The organism is Sporosarcina soli (genome assembly GCF_042655805.1).
GTDB classification, from domain to species: domain Bacteria; phylum Bacillota; class Bacilli; order Bacillales_A; family Planococcaceae; genus Sporosarcina; species Sporosarcina soli.
The window spans coordinates 1,646,709-1,662,728 of sequence record NZ_JBHSNO010000005.1 but is presented as its reverse complement, the minus strand read 5'-3'; the positions used below and the strand labels follow the sequence as shown (position 1 = coordinate 1,662,728).

The 16,020-nt window shown below is 42.2% G+C and carries 15 protein-coding genes; 13 read left to right on the top strand and 2 right to left on the bottom strand.

Annotation, left to right across the window (positions count from 1 at the left end):
• Window positions 1–50: 50 nt before the first annotated feature.
• Both ACFPRA_RS11980 and ACFPRA_RS11975 read right to left on the bottom strand, forming a co-directional pair.
• Window positions 51–563, bottom strand: coding sequence for a methylated-DNA--[protein]-cysteine S-methyltransferase (locus ACFPRA_RS11980; protein WP_381434563.1), 513 nt, complete (start codon window positions 561–563; stop codon window positions 51–53).
• A complete protein-coding gene (locus ACFPRA_RS11975; protein ID WP_381434560.1) occupies window positions 547–1,137 on the bottom strand; it encodes a bifunctional transcriptional activator/DNA repair enzyme AdaA in 591 nt (196 codons plus the stop codon). Before ACFPRA_RS11975 ends, ACFPRA_RS11980 begins: the two co-directional genes overlap by 17 nt.
• Window positions 1,138–1,328: 191 nt before the next feature.
• Between ACFPRA_RS11975 and ACFPRA_RS11970 the strand changes: the two genes are divergently transcribed.
• The 13 genes from ACFPRA_RS11970 (at window position 1,329) to ACFPRA_RS11910 (ending at window position 15,998) form a co-directional block, all read left to right on the top strand.
• Complete coding sequence (locus ACFPRA_RS11970; protein ID WP_381434557.1) at window positions 1,329–2,681, top strand: catalase; 1,353 nt, start codon at window positions 1,329–1,331, stop codon at window positions 2,679–2,681.
• A gap of 540 nt (window positions 2,682–3,221) precedes the next feature.
• Window positions 3,222–4,232 carry an asparaginase gene (locus ACFPRA_RS11965; protein WP_381434554.1) on the top strand — a complete coding sequence of 337 codons (1,011 nt, stop codon included), beginning with the start codon at window positions 3,222–3,224 and terminating at the stop codon, window positions 4,230–4,232.
• Between the two features lie 41 nt (window positions 4,233–4,273).
• The gene (locus tag ACFPRA_RS11960; protein WP_381434552.1) at window positions 4,274–5,872 is read left to right on the top strand and encodes a glutathione ABC transporter substrate-binding protein; all 1,599 of its coding nucleotides are present in this window, start codon (window positions 4,274–4,276) and stop codon (window positions 5,870–5,872) included.
• A gap of 66 nt (window positions 5,873–5,938) precedes the next feature.
• Entirely contained in the window at window positions 5,939–6,859 is a 921-nt protein-coding gene (gsiC, locus tag ACFPRA_RS11955; RefSeq protein ID WP_381434549.1) for a glutathione ABC transporter permease GsiC, read from the top strand.
• A 48-nt stretch (window positions 6,860–6,907) separates the two neighbouring features.
• Window positions 6,908–7,777: an ABC transporter permease subunit gene (locus ACFPRA_RS11950; protein WP_381434888.1), complete on the top strand. Its 870-nt coding sequence runs from the start codon at window positions 6,908–6,910 to the stop codon at window positions 7,775–7,777.
• A gap of 24 nt (window positions 7,778–7,801) precedes the next feature.
• Window positions 7,802–8,815, top strand: a complete 1,014-nt coding sequence (locus ACFPRA_RS11945; protein WP_239392640.1) for an ABC transporter ATP-binding protein — start codon at window positions 7,802–7,804, stop codon at window positions 8,813–8,815.
• Window positions 8,781–9,761, top strand: coding sequence for an ABC transporter ATP-binding protein (locus ACFPRA_RS11940; RefSeq protein WP_381434545.1), 981 nt, complete (start codon window positions 8,781–8,783; stop codon window positions 9,759–9,761). The genes ACFPRA_RS11945 and ACFPRA_RS11940 overlap by 35 nt, the downstream gene beginning before the upstream one ends.
• Before the next feature lies 1 nt (window position 9,762).
• Window positions 9,763–10,782, top strand: a complete 1,020-nt coding sequence (locus ACFPRA_RS11935; protein WP_381434541.1) for a winged-helix domain-containing protein — start codon at window positions 9,763–9,765, stop codon at window positions 10,780–10,782.
• 54 nt (window positions 10,783–10,836) lie between these two features.
• The gene (dat, locus tag ACFPRA_RS11930; RefSeq protein ID WP_381434538.1) at window positions 10,837–11,685 is read left to right on the top strand and encodes a D-amino-acid transaminase; all 849 of its coding nucleotides are present in this window, start codon (window positions 10,837–10,839) and stop codon (window positions 11,683–11,685) included.
• 346 nt (window positions 11,686–12,031) lie between these two features.
• Entirely contained in the window at window positions 12,032–12,850 is an 819-nt protein-coding gene (locus tag ACFPRA_RS11925; RefSeq protein WP_381434535.1) for a M55 family metallopeptidase, read from the top strand.
• Window positions 12,851–12,910: 60 nt separating this feature from the next.
• Window positions 12,911–13,981: a P1 family peptidase gene (locus ACFPRA_RS11920; RefSeq protein ID WP_381434532.1), complete on the top strand. Its 1,071-nt coding sequence runs from the start codon at window positions 12,911–12,913 to the stop codon at window positions 13,979–13,981.
• 60 nt (window positions 13,982–14,041) lie between these two features.
• A complete protein-coding gene (locus ACFPRA_RS11915) occupies window positions 14,042–15,199 on the top strand; it encodes a M20 family metallopeptidase (protein WP_381434529.1) in 1,158 nt (385 codons plus the stop codon).
• A 178-nt stretch (window positions 15,200–15,377) separates the two neighbouring features.
• Window positions 15,378–15,998, top strand: a complete 621-nt coding sequence (locus tag ACFPRA_RS11910) for an NAD(P)-dependent oxidoreductase (protein WP_381434526.1) — start codon at window positions 15,378–15,380, stop codon at window positions 15,996–15,998.
• The last annotated feature ends 22 nt before the right edge of the window (window positions 15,999–16,020 follow it).

Below are 16,020 nucleotides of genomic sequence, written 5' to 3'. Positions count from 1 at the left end.
GGGCGGTCCCCATTTCGCAAGCACTGGTATGGATATAGGTGTGTTTTATGTTATTTTTCCAATGCCAATAATTGCTCTTTCATGTCCAAGCCGCCCCGAAAGCCCGTCAACTTTCCATTTTTTCCGATGACGCGATGACAAGGGACAATGATTAAGACTGGATTGGCGCCAATAGCTGTTCCCACTGCACGTACCGCTTGCGGTTTTTGGATGTTTTCCGCAACGTCTGTGTAGGAAATCGTTTGGCCGTATGGTATTTCTTGCAACGCTTTCCAGACTGTTTGTTGAAACACAGTGCCATGGAGATCCACAGGCCTTGAAAATGTTTTCCGTTTACCTTCGATATAGTCGATCAATTCAACCGTGTATGGCTGCAGCATTACTTGATCCTCGACTAGGCTGTAGGTGGGAAGTCGTTTCTTTGCCCATACAGCGAGTTCATCGAAGGGGGCATTTTGAGGACCGACATAACAAAGCCCTTGTTCTGTGGCGGCAATATACATCTTCCATTGTCCATGATTCAGCAGCGTCCAATAGACATTCTTTTCATTGTTTTTGTCCATTTTCATGTCCCTCCGAAATGATTTTTTGATACTGTTTTGGCGTGTGTCCTATTTTATTTTTAAATAAAGTGATGAAATACGATGTATTGGGAAGTCCTACTGATAAACCGATGTCAGCGATTGATTTATCGGTCGACTGCAATTCATTGATCGCCCGTGAAATTCGTATATGTTGAATATATTCCATCGGAGTTTTCCCGACAATTCTTTTAAAAGTGCGTTGTAGGTGATAGGGACTTCCATGACACATATCCGCTAATGTTTCCAACGAGAGTGGAGTGGGATAATTTGCATCGATATATTCGCGAATTTGGATTACCCATTCTTCATCCGGCAACCGAATACCGCCGGGTTTACAGCGTTTGCAAGGACGGAAACCTGCGGCCACTGCTTCATCGACATCGTAGAAAATGCGGACATTCTCTTTTTTCGGATCTCTTGAATGGCAAGAAGGCCGGCAACAAATACCTGTAGACGTTACAGCGTAGATAAAGACATCATCATAGGATGGATCATTCTGTGTGATGGCCCGCCACCATTCGTCCGTCAATGGCATCCCTTCTTGAAGGGCCATGGAATCACCTCTTCTCTCTTTTAGTATAACCGTTACCTCTCCAGAATGAGCGTTTTTTAAGATGTAATAGCAAGATAACAAAATTTTTCCCGACTGCCAGACGGTACAACTGCATTCATAATTACATAAAGTCCCACATAAATAATAGTGTATCTGAGGGAATGAACTGGCGGGTACAGGAGGCAGGAGCGATGAGAGATAACAAGGGGCGGAAAACGGGTTCTTCAAAAAGGGTAAAGGAAATGCATTCGCAAACTGTAGGGGAAAGAGGTCCTGTACTCGAGCAGGATAATATTTTGCATGAAACATTGGAGACGTTTATTCATTCGAAAATACTGGAAAGACCGGTGCATGTGAAAGGCTTTGGGGCTTTCGGTTACTTTGAGACCGTGTATTCAATGGCTAACTATACGAAGCTTTCCTTTTTACAACAACCTGGACAGCAAGTTCCGGTGACGGTGCGTTTTTCGCTTGCTGTCAGTAATAAAGGTACTCCGGATACCTCCCGCAATGTGCGTGGATTTTCGACCAAGTTTTATACAGGAGAAGGGATTTTTGATTTGGTTTGCAATCATATCCCTGTATTTTTAGTAAGGGATGCCTTGCGCTTTCCAGAAGCTATTCAGGGGTTATTACCCTCCCCGGTCAATAACTTGATGGACCCCGAACGGTTTTGGAGCTTCATAGCGAGAGCACCCGAAGCCACCCATTTTGTTGTTCGGCTATACTCGGATATGGGGACGTTGAAAAGCTTTCGTCATATGCCGGGGCACAGTGTAAACACTTTTGTGTGGCGGAATGGGCAGGGCGTTGGTACTTATGTAAAATATCACTGGATTCCTTATGCCGGGGAACAGTATATCGACAGCCAAGAAGCCAACCAATGGAACGGGAAGAATCCGGATGTTGCAGGCCAGGACCTATATGATACGATTGCAAAAGGAGAACCTGTTGAATACGGGCTTTATGTACAATTGATGAATCCAGACGATGCAACCACCCTTCCTTATGATCCATTGGATGATACGAAAGTTTGGGATGAACGGCAGTATCCGCTTTTGCCTGTTGGTCGCCTGACATTGAACCGGAATCCGGAAAATTATATGGAACAAGTGGAAAAAGTGGCATTTTCCCCGTCGAATCTATTGGAAGGTACTGAATTGTCAGACGACAAGATGCTACAAGGGCGGGCCAATATTTACTGGGATTCCCAGCGTCACCGACTTGGACCGGATTTTCGCAAAATACCAATCAACAATCAGAAAAATTGGTCGCCAGCTTCGCTTGTAACGAGTGGGAAAGGGAGATATGTGGAAGGTCGTCTCGTCCGAGCTGGTTTGCCGAAGGAGGATAACTTTACACAAGCCGGCCAATTTTATCAAGGTCTTTCCCCTGTACAGAAAGACCACTTGATTCATAATCTTTCTGTTGATCTTGCGGTCATATCCCCTGAAACGCGGCGCATTGTTTTAACCTATCTGTATAATGCATCGCCGGAAATGGGAGAACGGGTTGCTAGGAAAATTGATAAACAATCAGGCTGAATCCACTATGGGTTCGGTCTTTTTTGTCGTCAAGAAAATTATAAAACCTCGAATTGTAGATAACTATGAATGGGGGCATCTAGACTATCGGGACGCCATTTCACTTGAGTGCTTTCAACCTCATTTTTACATAATGAGTTGTATTAAGTTTGAATGTGTGTAATTGCTGTATGGAAATAAAGAACAAAGAGACGTTATCAGTTGCAGGTACTAAGCCGATTAAAGTGAATTCGTTCCTCCAATAAGCAATGAAAAAAAGGTTGCTTATGAACTCTTTTTTGTTGCTGGAGCAGAATGAAGTCATGAGTTGCTGAGAAGTCGATGCCAAGAGATTTCAAGTTTAGGCAGGTGGGCAACGCTTTTTGTCGTCTAGGAACACAAAAACTTATTTAGACAATACAGCCCTTATTATCGTTCTTTTCCGACTTTCAATGTAGCGCCAGGTTTCCATGTATTCCGAATTATTTTTAAAAAAGTGTTGTAATATGTTGAATTATGGGTTAATGTTATTAGAAATTATAGATAATATGAGGTGTAACCATGGGGGAAGAACAGTTAGTAGACGTAATAAGAGGTAGCATTGTTGAAAGTACACACTTAGGTCATATTGCTGTTGTGAACAGTGAAGGAAAACTACTCTACTACAATGGAGATCCGAATCGAGTAACGTTTGCGCGATCGTCGATGAAACCTTTGCAAGCGGTTCCAATTGTTGAAACTGGAGCTGCAGATTTTTACCAATATGATCAAGCAGACCTTTCGCTTGCTTGTGCATCGCACAGTGGAGAAGCGCAGCATACTGACCGAGTATTGGAAATTTTGAGTCGATTGGGTTTAACGACAGACAGTTTGAAATGCGGCACACATCCTCCACGTTGGCAAGAAGCTTATGAGAAGTTGATGAAGGAAGGTAAAGAAGTTACACCAGAATTCAATAATTGTTCCGGTAAACACAGCGGCATGCTTACAACGGCAAAATTTATGGAAGAGAGTTTGGAAGATTATTATAAGATCGATCATCCCGTGCAAAAAAGAATCCTAGAAGTAATCAGCAATCTCTCTGAAATACCCATTAACGAAATAGAAATCGGTATTGATGGTTGTGGAGTTCCTGTTCACGGAATTCCGTTGAGAAACCTTGCATTAGGTTTTGCGAAAATGGCGAATCCGGAAACCCTTCCGGAAAACAGAAAAAAAGCGATTGAACAAGTTACCGCTGCGATGATGGCTGCACCGGAAATGGTCGGAGGCACACACCGCTTCTGTACGGACTTTATGCACGTTGAAGATGGCCGTATGTTTGGAAAAGCTGGAGCGGAGGGCGTTTACTGTATTGGTGATAAAGAAACCGGTATCGGGATTGCTATCAAAATTGAAGATGGAAATGCCCGAGCTACATCGCCTGTTGCGGTTGAAGTGTTAAAACAGCTGAACTTGTTAACGGATAGACAACTTGAACTTTTACAAGACTATCACTATCCAAATTTGAAAAACGCAAGACAAGAAGTCATTGGGCAATTACGTCCAACTTTTTCGTTGAAAAATGCGTAATGCATATTTTCATAAAACAAGAAGGTAAAGGGGAGTTAGGGATGAAGAAAGCGTTGAGTGTACTATCTTTACTAGCGTTATCGATGGTTCTCATTTTAGCGGGCTGTTCAAGCGCTTCAAATGATAGCGATGGCAAAGACTCGGCTAAAGGAACAGAAAAAGCGAAAAAAGAAGGTAAAGACATTGTCATTGCAGTGCAAGATAACTTTACAGGAATGGATCCGCATGACACCAATGATACGTTATCCGGATCTGTTCAAAAGACAATGCTTGAAGGGCTTGTTGGATTTGACAAAAACATGAATGTCGTTCCAGTTTTGGCAGAAGACTATCTTGCCAATGATGATGCGACGGAATTCACCTTTAAGTTACGTCAAAATGTAACCTTTCATGACGGAACACCTTTTAATGCAGAAGCAGTAAAAGTGAATTTCGATCGACTTGCAGATCCTGAAAGTGGATTGAAGAGACATAGCCTTTATAGCTTGATCGAAAAAACGGAAGTGATTGATGAATACGAAGTGAAGTTCACGTTGTCAGAGCCATTCGGAGCGATGATCAATACATTCGCTCACCCGGCGGGATTAATCCATAGTCCAAAAGCGTTGGAAGAGTTTGGCGATGACGTTGCGAGACATCCAGTAGGAACAGGTCCATTTAAATTTGTGGAATGGAAACCGAGTGAAGGGCTAGAAATTGTTAAAAACGAAGACTACTGGTTGGAGGGATTCCCGAAGGTAGATAAAATTACTTTCAAACCGGTAGCGGAAAATGGATCGAGAATTGCGATGCTCCAAACCGGTGAAGCGGACTTCATTTACCCGGTTCCAACAGAACAAGTGGAAAACATTAATGGGAAAAATGGTATTGAAGTGGAAAGCAACCCTTCTATTATTGTTCGTTATATGGCGATGAATACATTGAAAAAGCCATATGATGATGTGCGCGTTAGACAAGCATTAAATCATGCCATCAACAAAGAAGCATTTATTAAAGTAGTGATGAACAACCAGGGTAATGTACTGGATTCCGTTATTGCGTCTGATGTACAGTTTTATGCGAAACAGGATGCATATGCATTCGATCTTGAAAAAGCAAAAAGCTTGTTAAAAGAGGCTGGATATGAAAATGGCTTTAAAACAAAACTGTGGGGCGGTAACAATTCCAGCGCAATCAAAGCGATGGAATTTTTGCAACAACAATTAGCGCAGATCAATGTAGAAGTAGAAGTGGTACCGATGGAAGCGGGTACGTTGTCTGATAGAATTTGGTCCGTTCAAAATGCAGAGGATGCTGAAATTGAATTGTATTATGCTGGATGGTCACCATCTACAGGAGATGCGGATTGGGGGATTCGTCCACTTCTTGGTGGAACAGAAGCTTACCCTCCATTCTCTTATAACGTAGCGTATTACGACAATCCGAAAGTGGATGAATCAATCCTAGCGGCCTTACAAACTGCGGATTTAGAAAAACGCGGACAAGCGTATGAAGAAGCACAAAATATCATATGGGAAGACGCGCCATGGGCTTTCTTATCAACAGATAATACATTGGCAGGTAAGAAAAACTACTTACAAGGAGTTTATCTGTTACCGGACGGCTCCCTAAGTGTTTCAGAAATTGAAATCGTCGAATAAACATTTGAATGAGCGCTATATTCAACATATAGCGCTCTATTTTTTCACCAATTTGGAGGGATGACAATGCTTCGCTTTCTCATGAAGAGACTACTAGAGATCATACCGATTTTGTTATTGGTCTCCATCCTCATCTTTCTTTTCGTACATATGATACCTGGTGACCCAGCTCGTCTTGTTGCAGGAGAAGATGCAACTCTTGAAGACGTGGAATTAGTGAGAAAAGAATTAGGTTTAGATAAGCCAATGCATGAGCAATACATTACATACATGACTAATCTATTCCAAGGGGATTTAGGAACATCACTGAAGACGAAACGACCGGTTACGGAGGAAATAGGCGAACGTTTTATGCCGACTTTTTGGTTAACTGTATGGAGTATGGTTTGGGCAGTCGTTGTCGGATTGATCATTGGGGTTGTTTCCGCAACCAAAAGAAATAAGTGGCAAGATTATTTAGGCATGTTCAGCGCTGTTTCAGGTTTGTCTTTGCCGTCATTTTGGCTTGGGCTGATGCTCATTCAGTTATTTGCCGTCACGCTTGGCTGGTTCCCAACCGGGGGAATGGAATCATGGAAAAGCTATATTCTTCCATCCTTCACGCTTGGAACTGGTGTTGCAGCGGTCGTTGCTCGCTTTACAAGATCATCTCTAATGGATGTATTGAAAGAAGATTATATTCGTACGGGTAGATCGAAGGGGTTAAATGAGCATAGCGTTATTTGGGGACACGGTTTAAGAAATGCGATGATCCCAGTTGTGACGATGACGGGCTTACAATTTGGCTTTCTACTCGGTGGCTCTGTCGTTATTGAAAGTGTATTTAGCTGGCCAGGTCTAGGGAAACTGTTAATAGACTCAGTTGCTTATCGGGATTATCCGGTTATTCAAGCGGAAATGTTAATATTCGCTTTCGAATTCATTTTAATAAATCTAATTGTCGATCTGTTATATGGTGTTTTAAATCCACAGATCCGATATGAGTAAGGAGGGACCAGAGTGGTTGAAATAAAGCTGTCCAAAAAAGAAGCGTATATGCAAATGACGTCGGAACAGATGAAGACGCGAACACCTTTTTCCGAGTTTTGGAGGAAGTTCAAAAAACAAAAACTTGCGTTCATCTCATTCTTTTTAGTGCTGTTCCTTATGATCCTTGCTGTCGTCGGTCCATTTATCGCACCTTACGACATAGCGGAACCAGATTATGAAAATGTTCTTTCAGGTCCATCAGCCAAGCATTGGGCAGGTACGGACGCCTATGGTAGGGATATTTTCAGTCGGATTATTGCTGGGACACAAATTTCCTTATTTGTTGGCTTGTCTTCTGTTTTACTTGGTGCCGTCGGTGGGACGGTTTTTGGATTGTTAGCAGGTTACTACGGAAAATGGATTGACCGGATCATCATGCGGATTTGTGATGTCTTACTCGCTTTTCCTGGTATACTATTGGCAATTGGTATTATCGCAATTTTAGGACCTGGTCTGGGTAACGTCATCGTTGCAGTTGCGATTTTCAGTATTCCGGTGTTTGCCCGGATTGTTAGAAGTTCAACGTTAGCTGTGAAATCGACCTTATATGTGGAGGCGACAAAATCGATTGGCGCGCAACCGCGACGTATTATTTGGAAGCATATTTTCCCAGGTACCATTTCTAGCATTATCGTTTATTTTACAATGCGAATTGGGTCGGCCATTTTAACAGCTGCCAGTTTGAGTTTCTTAGGACTGGGGGCGCAGCCACCTTCGCCTGAGTGGGGAGCCATGTTAAGTGGTGGGCGGGATTATTTGAATATAGCTCCACATGTTACCTTGTTTCCAGGGCTTGCGATATTTTTTACCGTACTCGTATTTAACTTATTAGGTGATGGATTGCGCGATGCACTCGATCCAAAAATAAAAGATTGATAATGAAGGAAAGGAGTAAGGTCTATGGGTAATCCATTGTTGAAAGTAAATAATTTACAAACGCATTTTAAAAGTGATGCTGGCGTTGTAAAAGCTGTGGATGGGGTTTCATTTGCCGTTTCGAAAGGCGAAACGCTTGGGATTGTTGGAGAATCCGGTAGTGGAAAAAGTGTGACATCCTTGTCGATTATGCGCTTATTGAAAGATACGCCGGGGCAAATTGCCGGTGGGGAAATTCTCTATGACGGGCAAGACTTGGTCAAAGTAAGCGAAAGTCAGATGCGGGAAATTCGTGGAAATGACATTGCGATGATTTTCCAGGAACCTATGACTTCTTTAAATCCAGTTTTCAAAATTGGGCGTCAACTGGAAGAGGCTATCCGATTGCATTTGAAATTCGGTAAGAAAGAAGCCAGAGCACGGGCGATTGAAATGTTGAAAGCGGTCGGTATTTCAAGGCCGGATACGATTGTTGACGAATTTCCACACCAACTTTCAGGCGGTATGCGCCAACGTGTAATGATTGCAATGGCCATGGCTTGTAACCCAAAGATTTTAATTGCCGATGAACCGACAACAGCACTTGATGTGACCATCCAAGCACAAATACTGGATTTGATGCGGAATTTGAGTAAAACGGCGGAAACGGCTATATTGCTTATCACGCATGATTTGGGTGTCGTTGCGGAAATGTGTGATCGTGTCGTCGTAATGTACGCAGGTCGTGCAGTGGAAGAAAGTGATGTCTACTCTATTTTTTCAAATCCTAAACACCCTTACACACAAGGGCTATTAGCTTCGATTCCTAAAATGGGAGAAAGAGTGGATCGATTGCAATCGATTCCAGGCAATGTTCCGATTCCAACGCGAATGCCTGAAGGATGTAAATTTGCACCTCGATGCCCATTGGCAATGGAGGTTTGTTGGGAAAAAGAACCGGCTTACAAGGAAGTTTCTACAAAGCATTCTGTTCGATGCTGGTTGCATGAGGAGGTGCCGAACGATGAGCCAGAACTTGTTGGAAGTGCACAACGTTAAAAAATATTTTCCGCTGCAGAGAAAATTATTCAGTAAAAAGCAGGACTATGTAAAAGCGGTTGATGGCGTTTCGTTTGCAGTAAAAGAAGGGGAAACGTTAAGTATCGTTGGCGAAAGTGGTTGTGGAAAGTCAACAACTGGCAGAGTATTGATGAAGTTATTAGAAGCCACAGAAGGTAAGATTATTTTCGAAGGAAAAGATATTACGCATTTAAGTGATGACGAGATTCGTCCTTATCGGAAAGAGTTTCAAATGGTGTTCCAAGATCCATACGCATCGCTGAATCCCCGACTGACGGTGAAGGAGATCATTGAAGAACCCCTTATTGTACATAACTTCGAAAAAGAAAAGCGAGCAGAACGAATTGCTGAATTACTGGAAGTTGTCGGTCTTAATAAATATCATGCGGATCGTTATCCTCATGAATTTAGTGGCGGTCAACGCCAAAGGATTGGTATCGCAAGGGCGTTGGCGGTACATCCGAAATTGATCATTGCAGACGAACCGGTTTCGGCGTTGGATGTTTCGATACAATCTCAAATTCTAAACTTACTTAAAGATTTACAAGAACAGTATAAGTTGACATATGTCTTTATTGCCCATGATTTAAGCGTGGTTGAACATATTTCAGATCGAGTAGGGGTTATGTATTTAGGGAGATTGGTTGAGTTGGCGGATAGGGACGAATTGTTCCAAGGTCCGTTACACCCTTATACGAAGGCATTATTAAGTGCAGTTCCAATTCCAGATCCCACTTTAAAAAGAGAAAGAATTCTGTTGAAGGGAGATATCCCGAGCCCTGCTAATCCTCCTTCTGGTTGCACATTCCACACGCGATGTCCTTTTGCACAATCATTATGCAAAGAGCAGGTACCGGAATTTAAGGAGTTAAGGGATGGACATTTTGTAGCGTGTCATTACGCAGAGGAGTTGCAGAAGGAATAATATGGTTCATTCTAAACGTAAACTTCATGTTATAGCGATACAAGAAGCTTATTTAAATATTGCAGCGTACCAATTAGTAGATATTCTTGGAGACAAAATAGATGTATTAGCGATCACTTTACAAGAATTGACGATGGATGTCATTGGGGAAGGAGATATCGTCATTCTTTCAAAAGAAATATTAAAGGGGATTACCCGGCCCTTCATCCCGGCGTCATGTCCAATCATTGTTGCAAAACGGGAAGTCAATATAGCAGGTACAAGAGAGTTTTTAAGTCTACCCAAGAATCAACAAATCCTTGTCATTAATGACACACTTGAACATGCAGAGGAGACAGCGATATCTCTTAAAAACATTCACTTTGAGCAAGAATATATTGCTTATGATCCGATCAATCCAATCCCTTCCCAGATCGATCTTATCGTTACTCCTGGAGAAAAAGAGCTTGTCCCGAAGCAATTTAAGAATGTCATTGATATTGGACCTAGGACATTAGATTTTAATACGGTATTGAAAATAGCGAGTCACTTAAATGATGACGATGAACTGAACATATTAATGAAGCGTTTTTTCAAATCCCAACTGTCATTAGCCGAAAAATTGAATGAAAAATACAACTTTCACTATAAAAAACCATTGATACAGAAACGAGAAGACATGGAGGATAAGGATCGAACTGAAGATGCAGTTCCTTTATCGGAAAAAGAAATGAGTTCCATGGTTAAAAAAATTGAAGAACATGGTTTTTTGGAGGAAAGTTTAGCGATTTTGGCAATTTATCTAGAAGGTAAAAGAAAACTTGAATCGTTTGGTCGTACAACGGTCAAACAGAAATTACAGCAAATTGGATTTGATTTATCTGCTCAGCAGTTACGGTTACGGTTAGAAGTTATGCAAGAACTGGGATTGGTCATCGCGCGTCAAGGAAGAGGCGGCACTAAATTATCTGAGACGGGCGAAGAATTTCTGAGTCATTATACAAAACGTACGGGTGCTGAATCCAAAGAAAAATCGATGTAATATGGCTCAATACACTAATTTTGGAATGTAGCGTTCAATGGGGAGGAATGCGTAATGAGTATTGGTTATGTGAATGGCGAATTTATACCGGTCGACAAACCCGTTATTCCAATCGATGAAAGAGGCCATCAATTTGGTGACGGAGTCTATGAAGTAATTAGAGTCTATCATGGAAAACCCTTTATGTTGGAAGAACATGTTCAAAGATTATTCAAGAGTGCGATAGCCATTAAATTAAACGTTGAACAGTCCCATGAGGATATCCAACAACTTATTGATGAATCGATTGAAAAATCGGGTTTGGCGGACTGTGATGTCTATATTCAAATTACAAGAGGCATTTCACCGAGACAACATCTATTTCCAGATGCTCCAGTCTCCATCACGCTAACGGTTAAGCCTATGCGTGTAACAGAGGAGGCGATTCGTGAAAACGGTAAGACTGCCATATTCCATGAGGATGAGCGTTGGGCAAATTGTTATATAAAATCATTAAACCTTTTGCCTAATATATTGGCCAAGCAAAATGCGCAAGATGTAGGTGGTTATGAGGCAATTCTTGTAAAAGATGGTTTTGTGACAGAAGGATCCAGTTCGAATGTATATATGGTAAGGGATCAGACCATCTATACAACGCCATTATCGAAACAAATCCTGCCTGGTATTACGCGCATGGCGGTAAAAAATATTGCGGATATGCTCGAGATCCCATTTATTGAAAAAAAGTTTACACCTGATGAGTTATTGCAGGCAGATGAAGTATTCATAACGAGTACAACGAATGAAGTCATGCCGATTGCATATGTGGATGGGAACAAGATAAACGACGGAGCTTCCGGAGAAATAACAAGATTACTCTATAGAAAGTTTTTTGAGTTAATTGAAATAGTGCAACATACATGAGTAAAAAACGGAAGTGGGATTTTCTGTACTCCTCATCCATGAATAACTCCTTCTAATTGAGGATTTGGGCGGAATTCAGTATCCGGCAATCCGAATTAGTAGGAGTTTTTATTGTTGTAGTACTTTTATAAGTTGAATTTATGATTTCACCTATTTTTTTAGTTGATTGGAGTGCAGAGCGGCGACTCCAGCGGGAACAGCGCTAGCCGAAGACCCTGCAGGAACGCAGTGACGAGGAGGCTTTAGCCGTGCCTGCGGAAAGCGTCCGCTCGGAACGGAAATCAACGGTTAGAAGAAATTATTTAGTTTAACTTATAGAAAAAATAACTTGTTCGGAGGTGTAGTTATGAATATTTTTATTTCAGCAGATATTGAAGGGGTTTCGGGAATTGTTCATGGTGAACATACAGCACGGGATGGAAAAGAACATGATTACGCTAGGATGCTCATGACAGAAGAGGTTAACGCATGCATTATGGGTGCATTGGAAGCGGGAGCTGAGCGAATCGTAGTCAATGATTCTCATGGAACGATGCGAAATATCTATCATGAAAAATTACATATGCAAGCGGAGCTTATTCTAGGTTCACCAAAGAAATTAGCGATGATGGAGGGGATCAGTTCAGATTTCGATGCAGCGATTTTTATAGGCTATCACACAAAAATGGGGTCGGATGGAATCCTCAACCATACGTTCAATGGCCGGGTTGTAAAATCGATTGAAATAAATGGTACGGAACTTGGAGAATTCGGTTTAAATGCGCTTGTTGCCGGTTATTTCAAAGTCCCTGTTCTCTTTGTTTCCGGATGTGATTTAGTGGCCATTGAAGCGGAGAAATGTGTGCCGAATATCCATCATGCCGAAGTGAAGAAAACGATAAATCGTACGACGGCTCTTAATGTACATCCTATGGTGGCTAGGGAACTCATTAAAGAAGGCACCCAAAAAGCAATGAAGAATCACGAAGATATTACCCCTTTTACAATGGAGCCACCGTTCATCGTGAGAATGGAGTTTTTAAATACTGGATTAGCTGATGCCGTTGAAATTTTACCGATTGTGAAAAGGGAAGGACCGCTTACGATTTCATTCGTTATGAATGACATGTTAGATTGTTATCGAATGATTCGAAGTGCCATTATGATGGCCGGGTCTGTTTCATAAGAGAATGTAACGATGTTTCTTACAGTGCAACTGTTATTAAAATATTTGGGGTGAATAACATTGAAGCGATATGTACCAGAAAAAGTTAGAGATAAAGGAATTTTGATTGGTCGTCTGCCAGTTGGTAAGAAGAATTGCATTACTGATGTAGAGGGCGTGAAGGTCGGACACGTGACACTTGATCACCCGTTAGATGACGGTGATGGCGAAAATGCATGTACTGGGGTAACGGCTATTCTGCCACATGGTGAAAATCTATTTAAGCATAAAGTTGTCGGTGCAAGTTATGTTTTAAATGGCTTCGGTAAAACAACCGGTCTTGTACAGGTGAACGAACTAGGTCTTATTGAGTCCCCTATCATGCTCACCAATACATTTGCAGTGCCTGCAGTTACACAAGGGACCTTGCAATATATGTTGGAGGAAAATCCTGAGATAGGCGAAACAACAGGAACGATCAATTTGGTTGTTGGGGAATGTAATGATAGCCGGTTAAATTCAATTCGTGCTTTGCCGATTCAACCGAGTCATGCGGTGGCAGCGATAAAAGAAGCGTCAACTGAAGCTGCACTTGAGGGGGCTATCGGGGCTGGTAAAGGAATGATTTGTTTTGGTTATAAGGGGGGGATCGGTTCTTCATCCAGAATTATTAAAGATGAGGGCGGTGGAAATACATATACCGTAGGCTGCATGGTCCTTAGTAATTTCGGACGAAAAGAGGATTTTCAACTTTTAAAATACAGCATCCCGAAAAATAAGGATGTTCCATCCTATCCGAAAACTGCAGACGGTTCCATTATATTGGTGCTGGCTACGGATGCACCACTAAGTAGTAGACAGCTTCAGCGAGTGGCCAAAAGATGCGGTATTGGATTAGGAAGAACAGGCAGCCATTTCAGTCATGGCAGTGGAGATATTGTTATTGCTTTTTCCACAGCCCATAAAATAGCACATTTTACAAAAGAGTCGATGGAAGTTCGACATCAATTACGAGAGGATCATCCAGTCATGAATGATCTTTTCGAAGGTGCTGCCGACGTTGCTGAGGAAGCGATATTAAATTCATTGTCCCAAGCAGTGACGACGAAAGGAAGGAAGGGAAATCTTGTTCATGCTTATCCCTTTGGATGAAAAATCATACTCTTTGAACTTATAAAAGTTAAAGCGAATTATTAAGTATAGAAAGGGCTGATGAATTTGAAGGAGTTCCTACAAACGAAAGAAGACGAAATGTTGTCCTTACTGGAAAGGCTCGTGAATACGGATTCGGGTTCCACAAACAAGAAAGGAATCGATGAAGTAGGGCGCATTATAAGTACTGAGTATAAAAAGATGGGTTTTACTGTTGAAGTAGTGGAAGAGAAGGAGAAGGGCAACAACCTTTTGATCAAACATCAAGATGCGGTTGAACCTGAAATACTTATCGTTGCCCATATGGATACGGTTTTTCGGGAAGGGACGGCGGCAAAAAGACCTTTCACTATAAAAGGAGATCGGGCATATGGTCCGGGTGTTATTGATATGAAAGGGAGTCAAGTTGCACTCCTATATGCACTGAAGGCTTTGATTGCAGAAAACCGCGGCGGATTCGAAAATGTGCAAATCGTATTGAATGGGGACGAGGAAATCGGTTCGCCAACGTCAAGGTCTCTTATTGAAGAGCAATCGGTCGGAAAAAAATATGCACTAATTATGGAACCAGCTCGGAAAGACGGCTCACTTGTTAGTGCGCGAAAAGGCGGAGGCAGGTACTCGGTTTACGTCAAGGGGAAGGCGGCCCATGCCGGTATAGAACCGCAAAACGGCATTAGCGCAATTGAAGAATTGGCCCATAAAATTTTGAAACTACATGCATTGACTGACCATGGAGCCGGGATTAGTGTCAGTACAGGTCTCATCGAGGGTGGAGAGTCGGTTAACACGATTGCCCCTTCTGCGGCCGCTCATGTGGACATTCGCATTAGCCAGATGGACCAGGCGTCTATGCTTGATCGTCAGGTGCGAGAAATTTGTGCAACAGCTGACGTTCCAGGAACCTCAATTGTACTGGAAGGAGGCATTAATCGACCGCCAATGGTGAAAAACGAGCAGACAATTGGGCTGCTTGACACAATCGGTAAAATCGGTGCAGAGCTAGGAATCAAGATTACGGACATTGCAACGGGCGGCGGATCTGATGCATCCTTCACATCTGCAAAAGGCGTTCCAACGGTAGATGGATTAGGTCCGGTTGGTGGTAACGCACATAGTGAAAATGAATATTTGGAAATACCATCATTCGTCGAGCGGACGAACTTGCTAGCGGAAGTAATTGGACGGTTGAGTGCGTCTGATAAAACTTCTTTATAATGCAGGTAAGATGTTATTGAATACTTAATGAAACGAGCCTTTTTATGGACAGTCGCCCCATTAAAAATGGATTGCGAACTGCTATAAAATTTACTTGTTTAGTTCAGTAAAAACCAGTCCATTATTTCTAGGAGCACCTCAGTTCATCTATACTGTTTGTAGAAGGAAGGTGTTTCTCATGAAGATTTTAGTTTTAGGTGCAACCGGTCGGGTTGGAAGTCGAGTGGTTGCGCATGCGTTGCGTGATGGCCATCATGTGACTGCGTTTGTCCGTAATCCGGAAAAAATGACACGACAGGATAAAAATTTACAAATTGTTCAAGGGAATGTTTTAAACAAGCAGGACATTGAACGTGCGATGTCCGGGATGGATCTCGTCATCAGTGCGTTAAATACAGATCAGACAACGACTTTGTCCGAAAGTATGCCGTTGATCCTGGAAGAGATGGAAAAAGAAAATATTAAAAGGATTATCACAGTCGGAACAGCTGGCATCCTACAAAGCAGAACAACACCAGATGTGCTCCGCTATCAGTCGACTGAATCGAAACGTCAGCTCACACGTGCAGCGGAAGAGCATCATAAAGCGTATGAAATACTTAATCAGTCAGACTGTGATTGGACGATTGTCTGTCCCACTTATTTACCGGATGGGGAGTTTACGGGGAATTATCGTGTCGAACGAAATTTCTTGCCTGAAGGTGGAGCGGTCATATCCGTGGAGGATACGGCAGCTTTTACTTATCAACAGAGTACTAATAAAGAATTCTTGAAAGCACGAGTGGGTATTGCTTATTAGTTTCATAATAGAACTACGACAA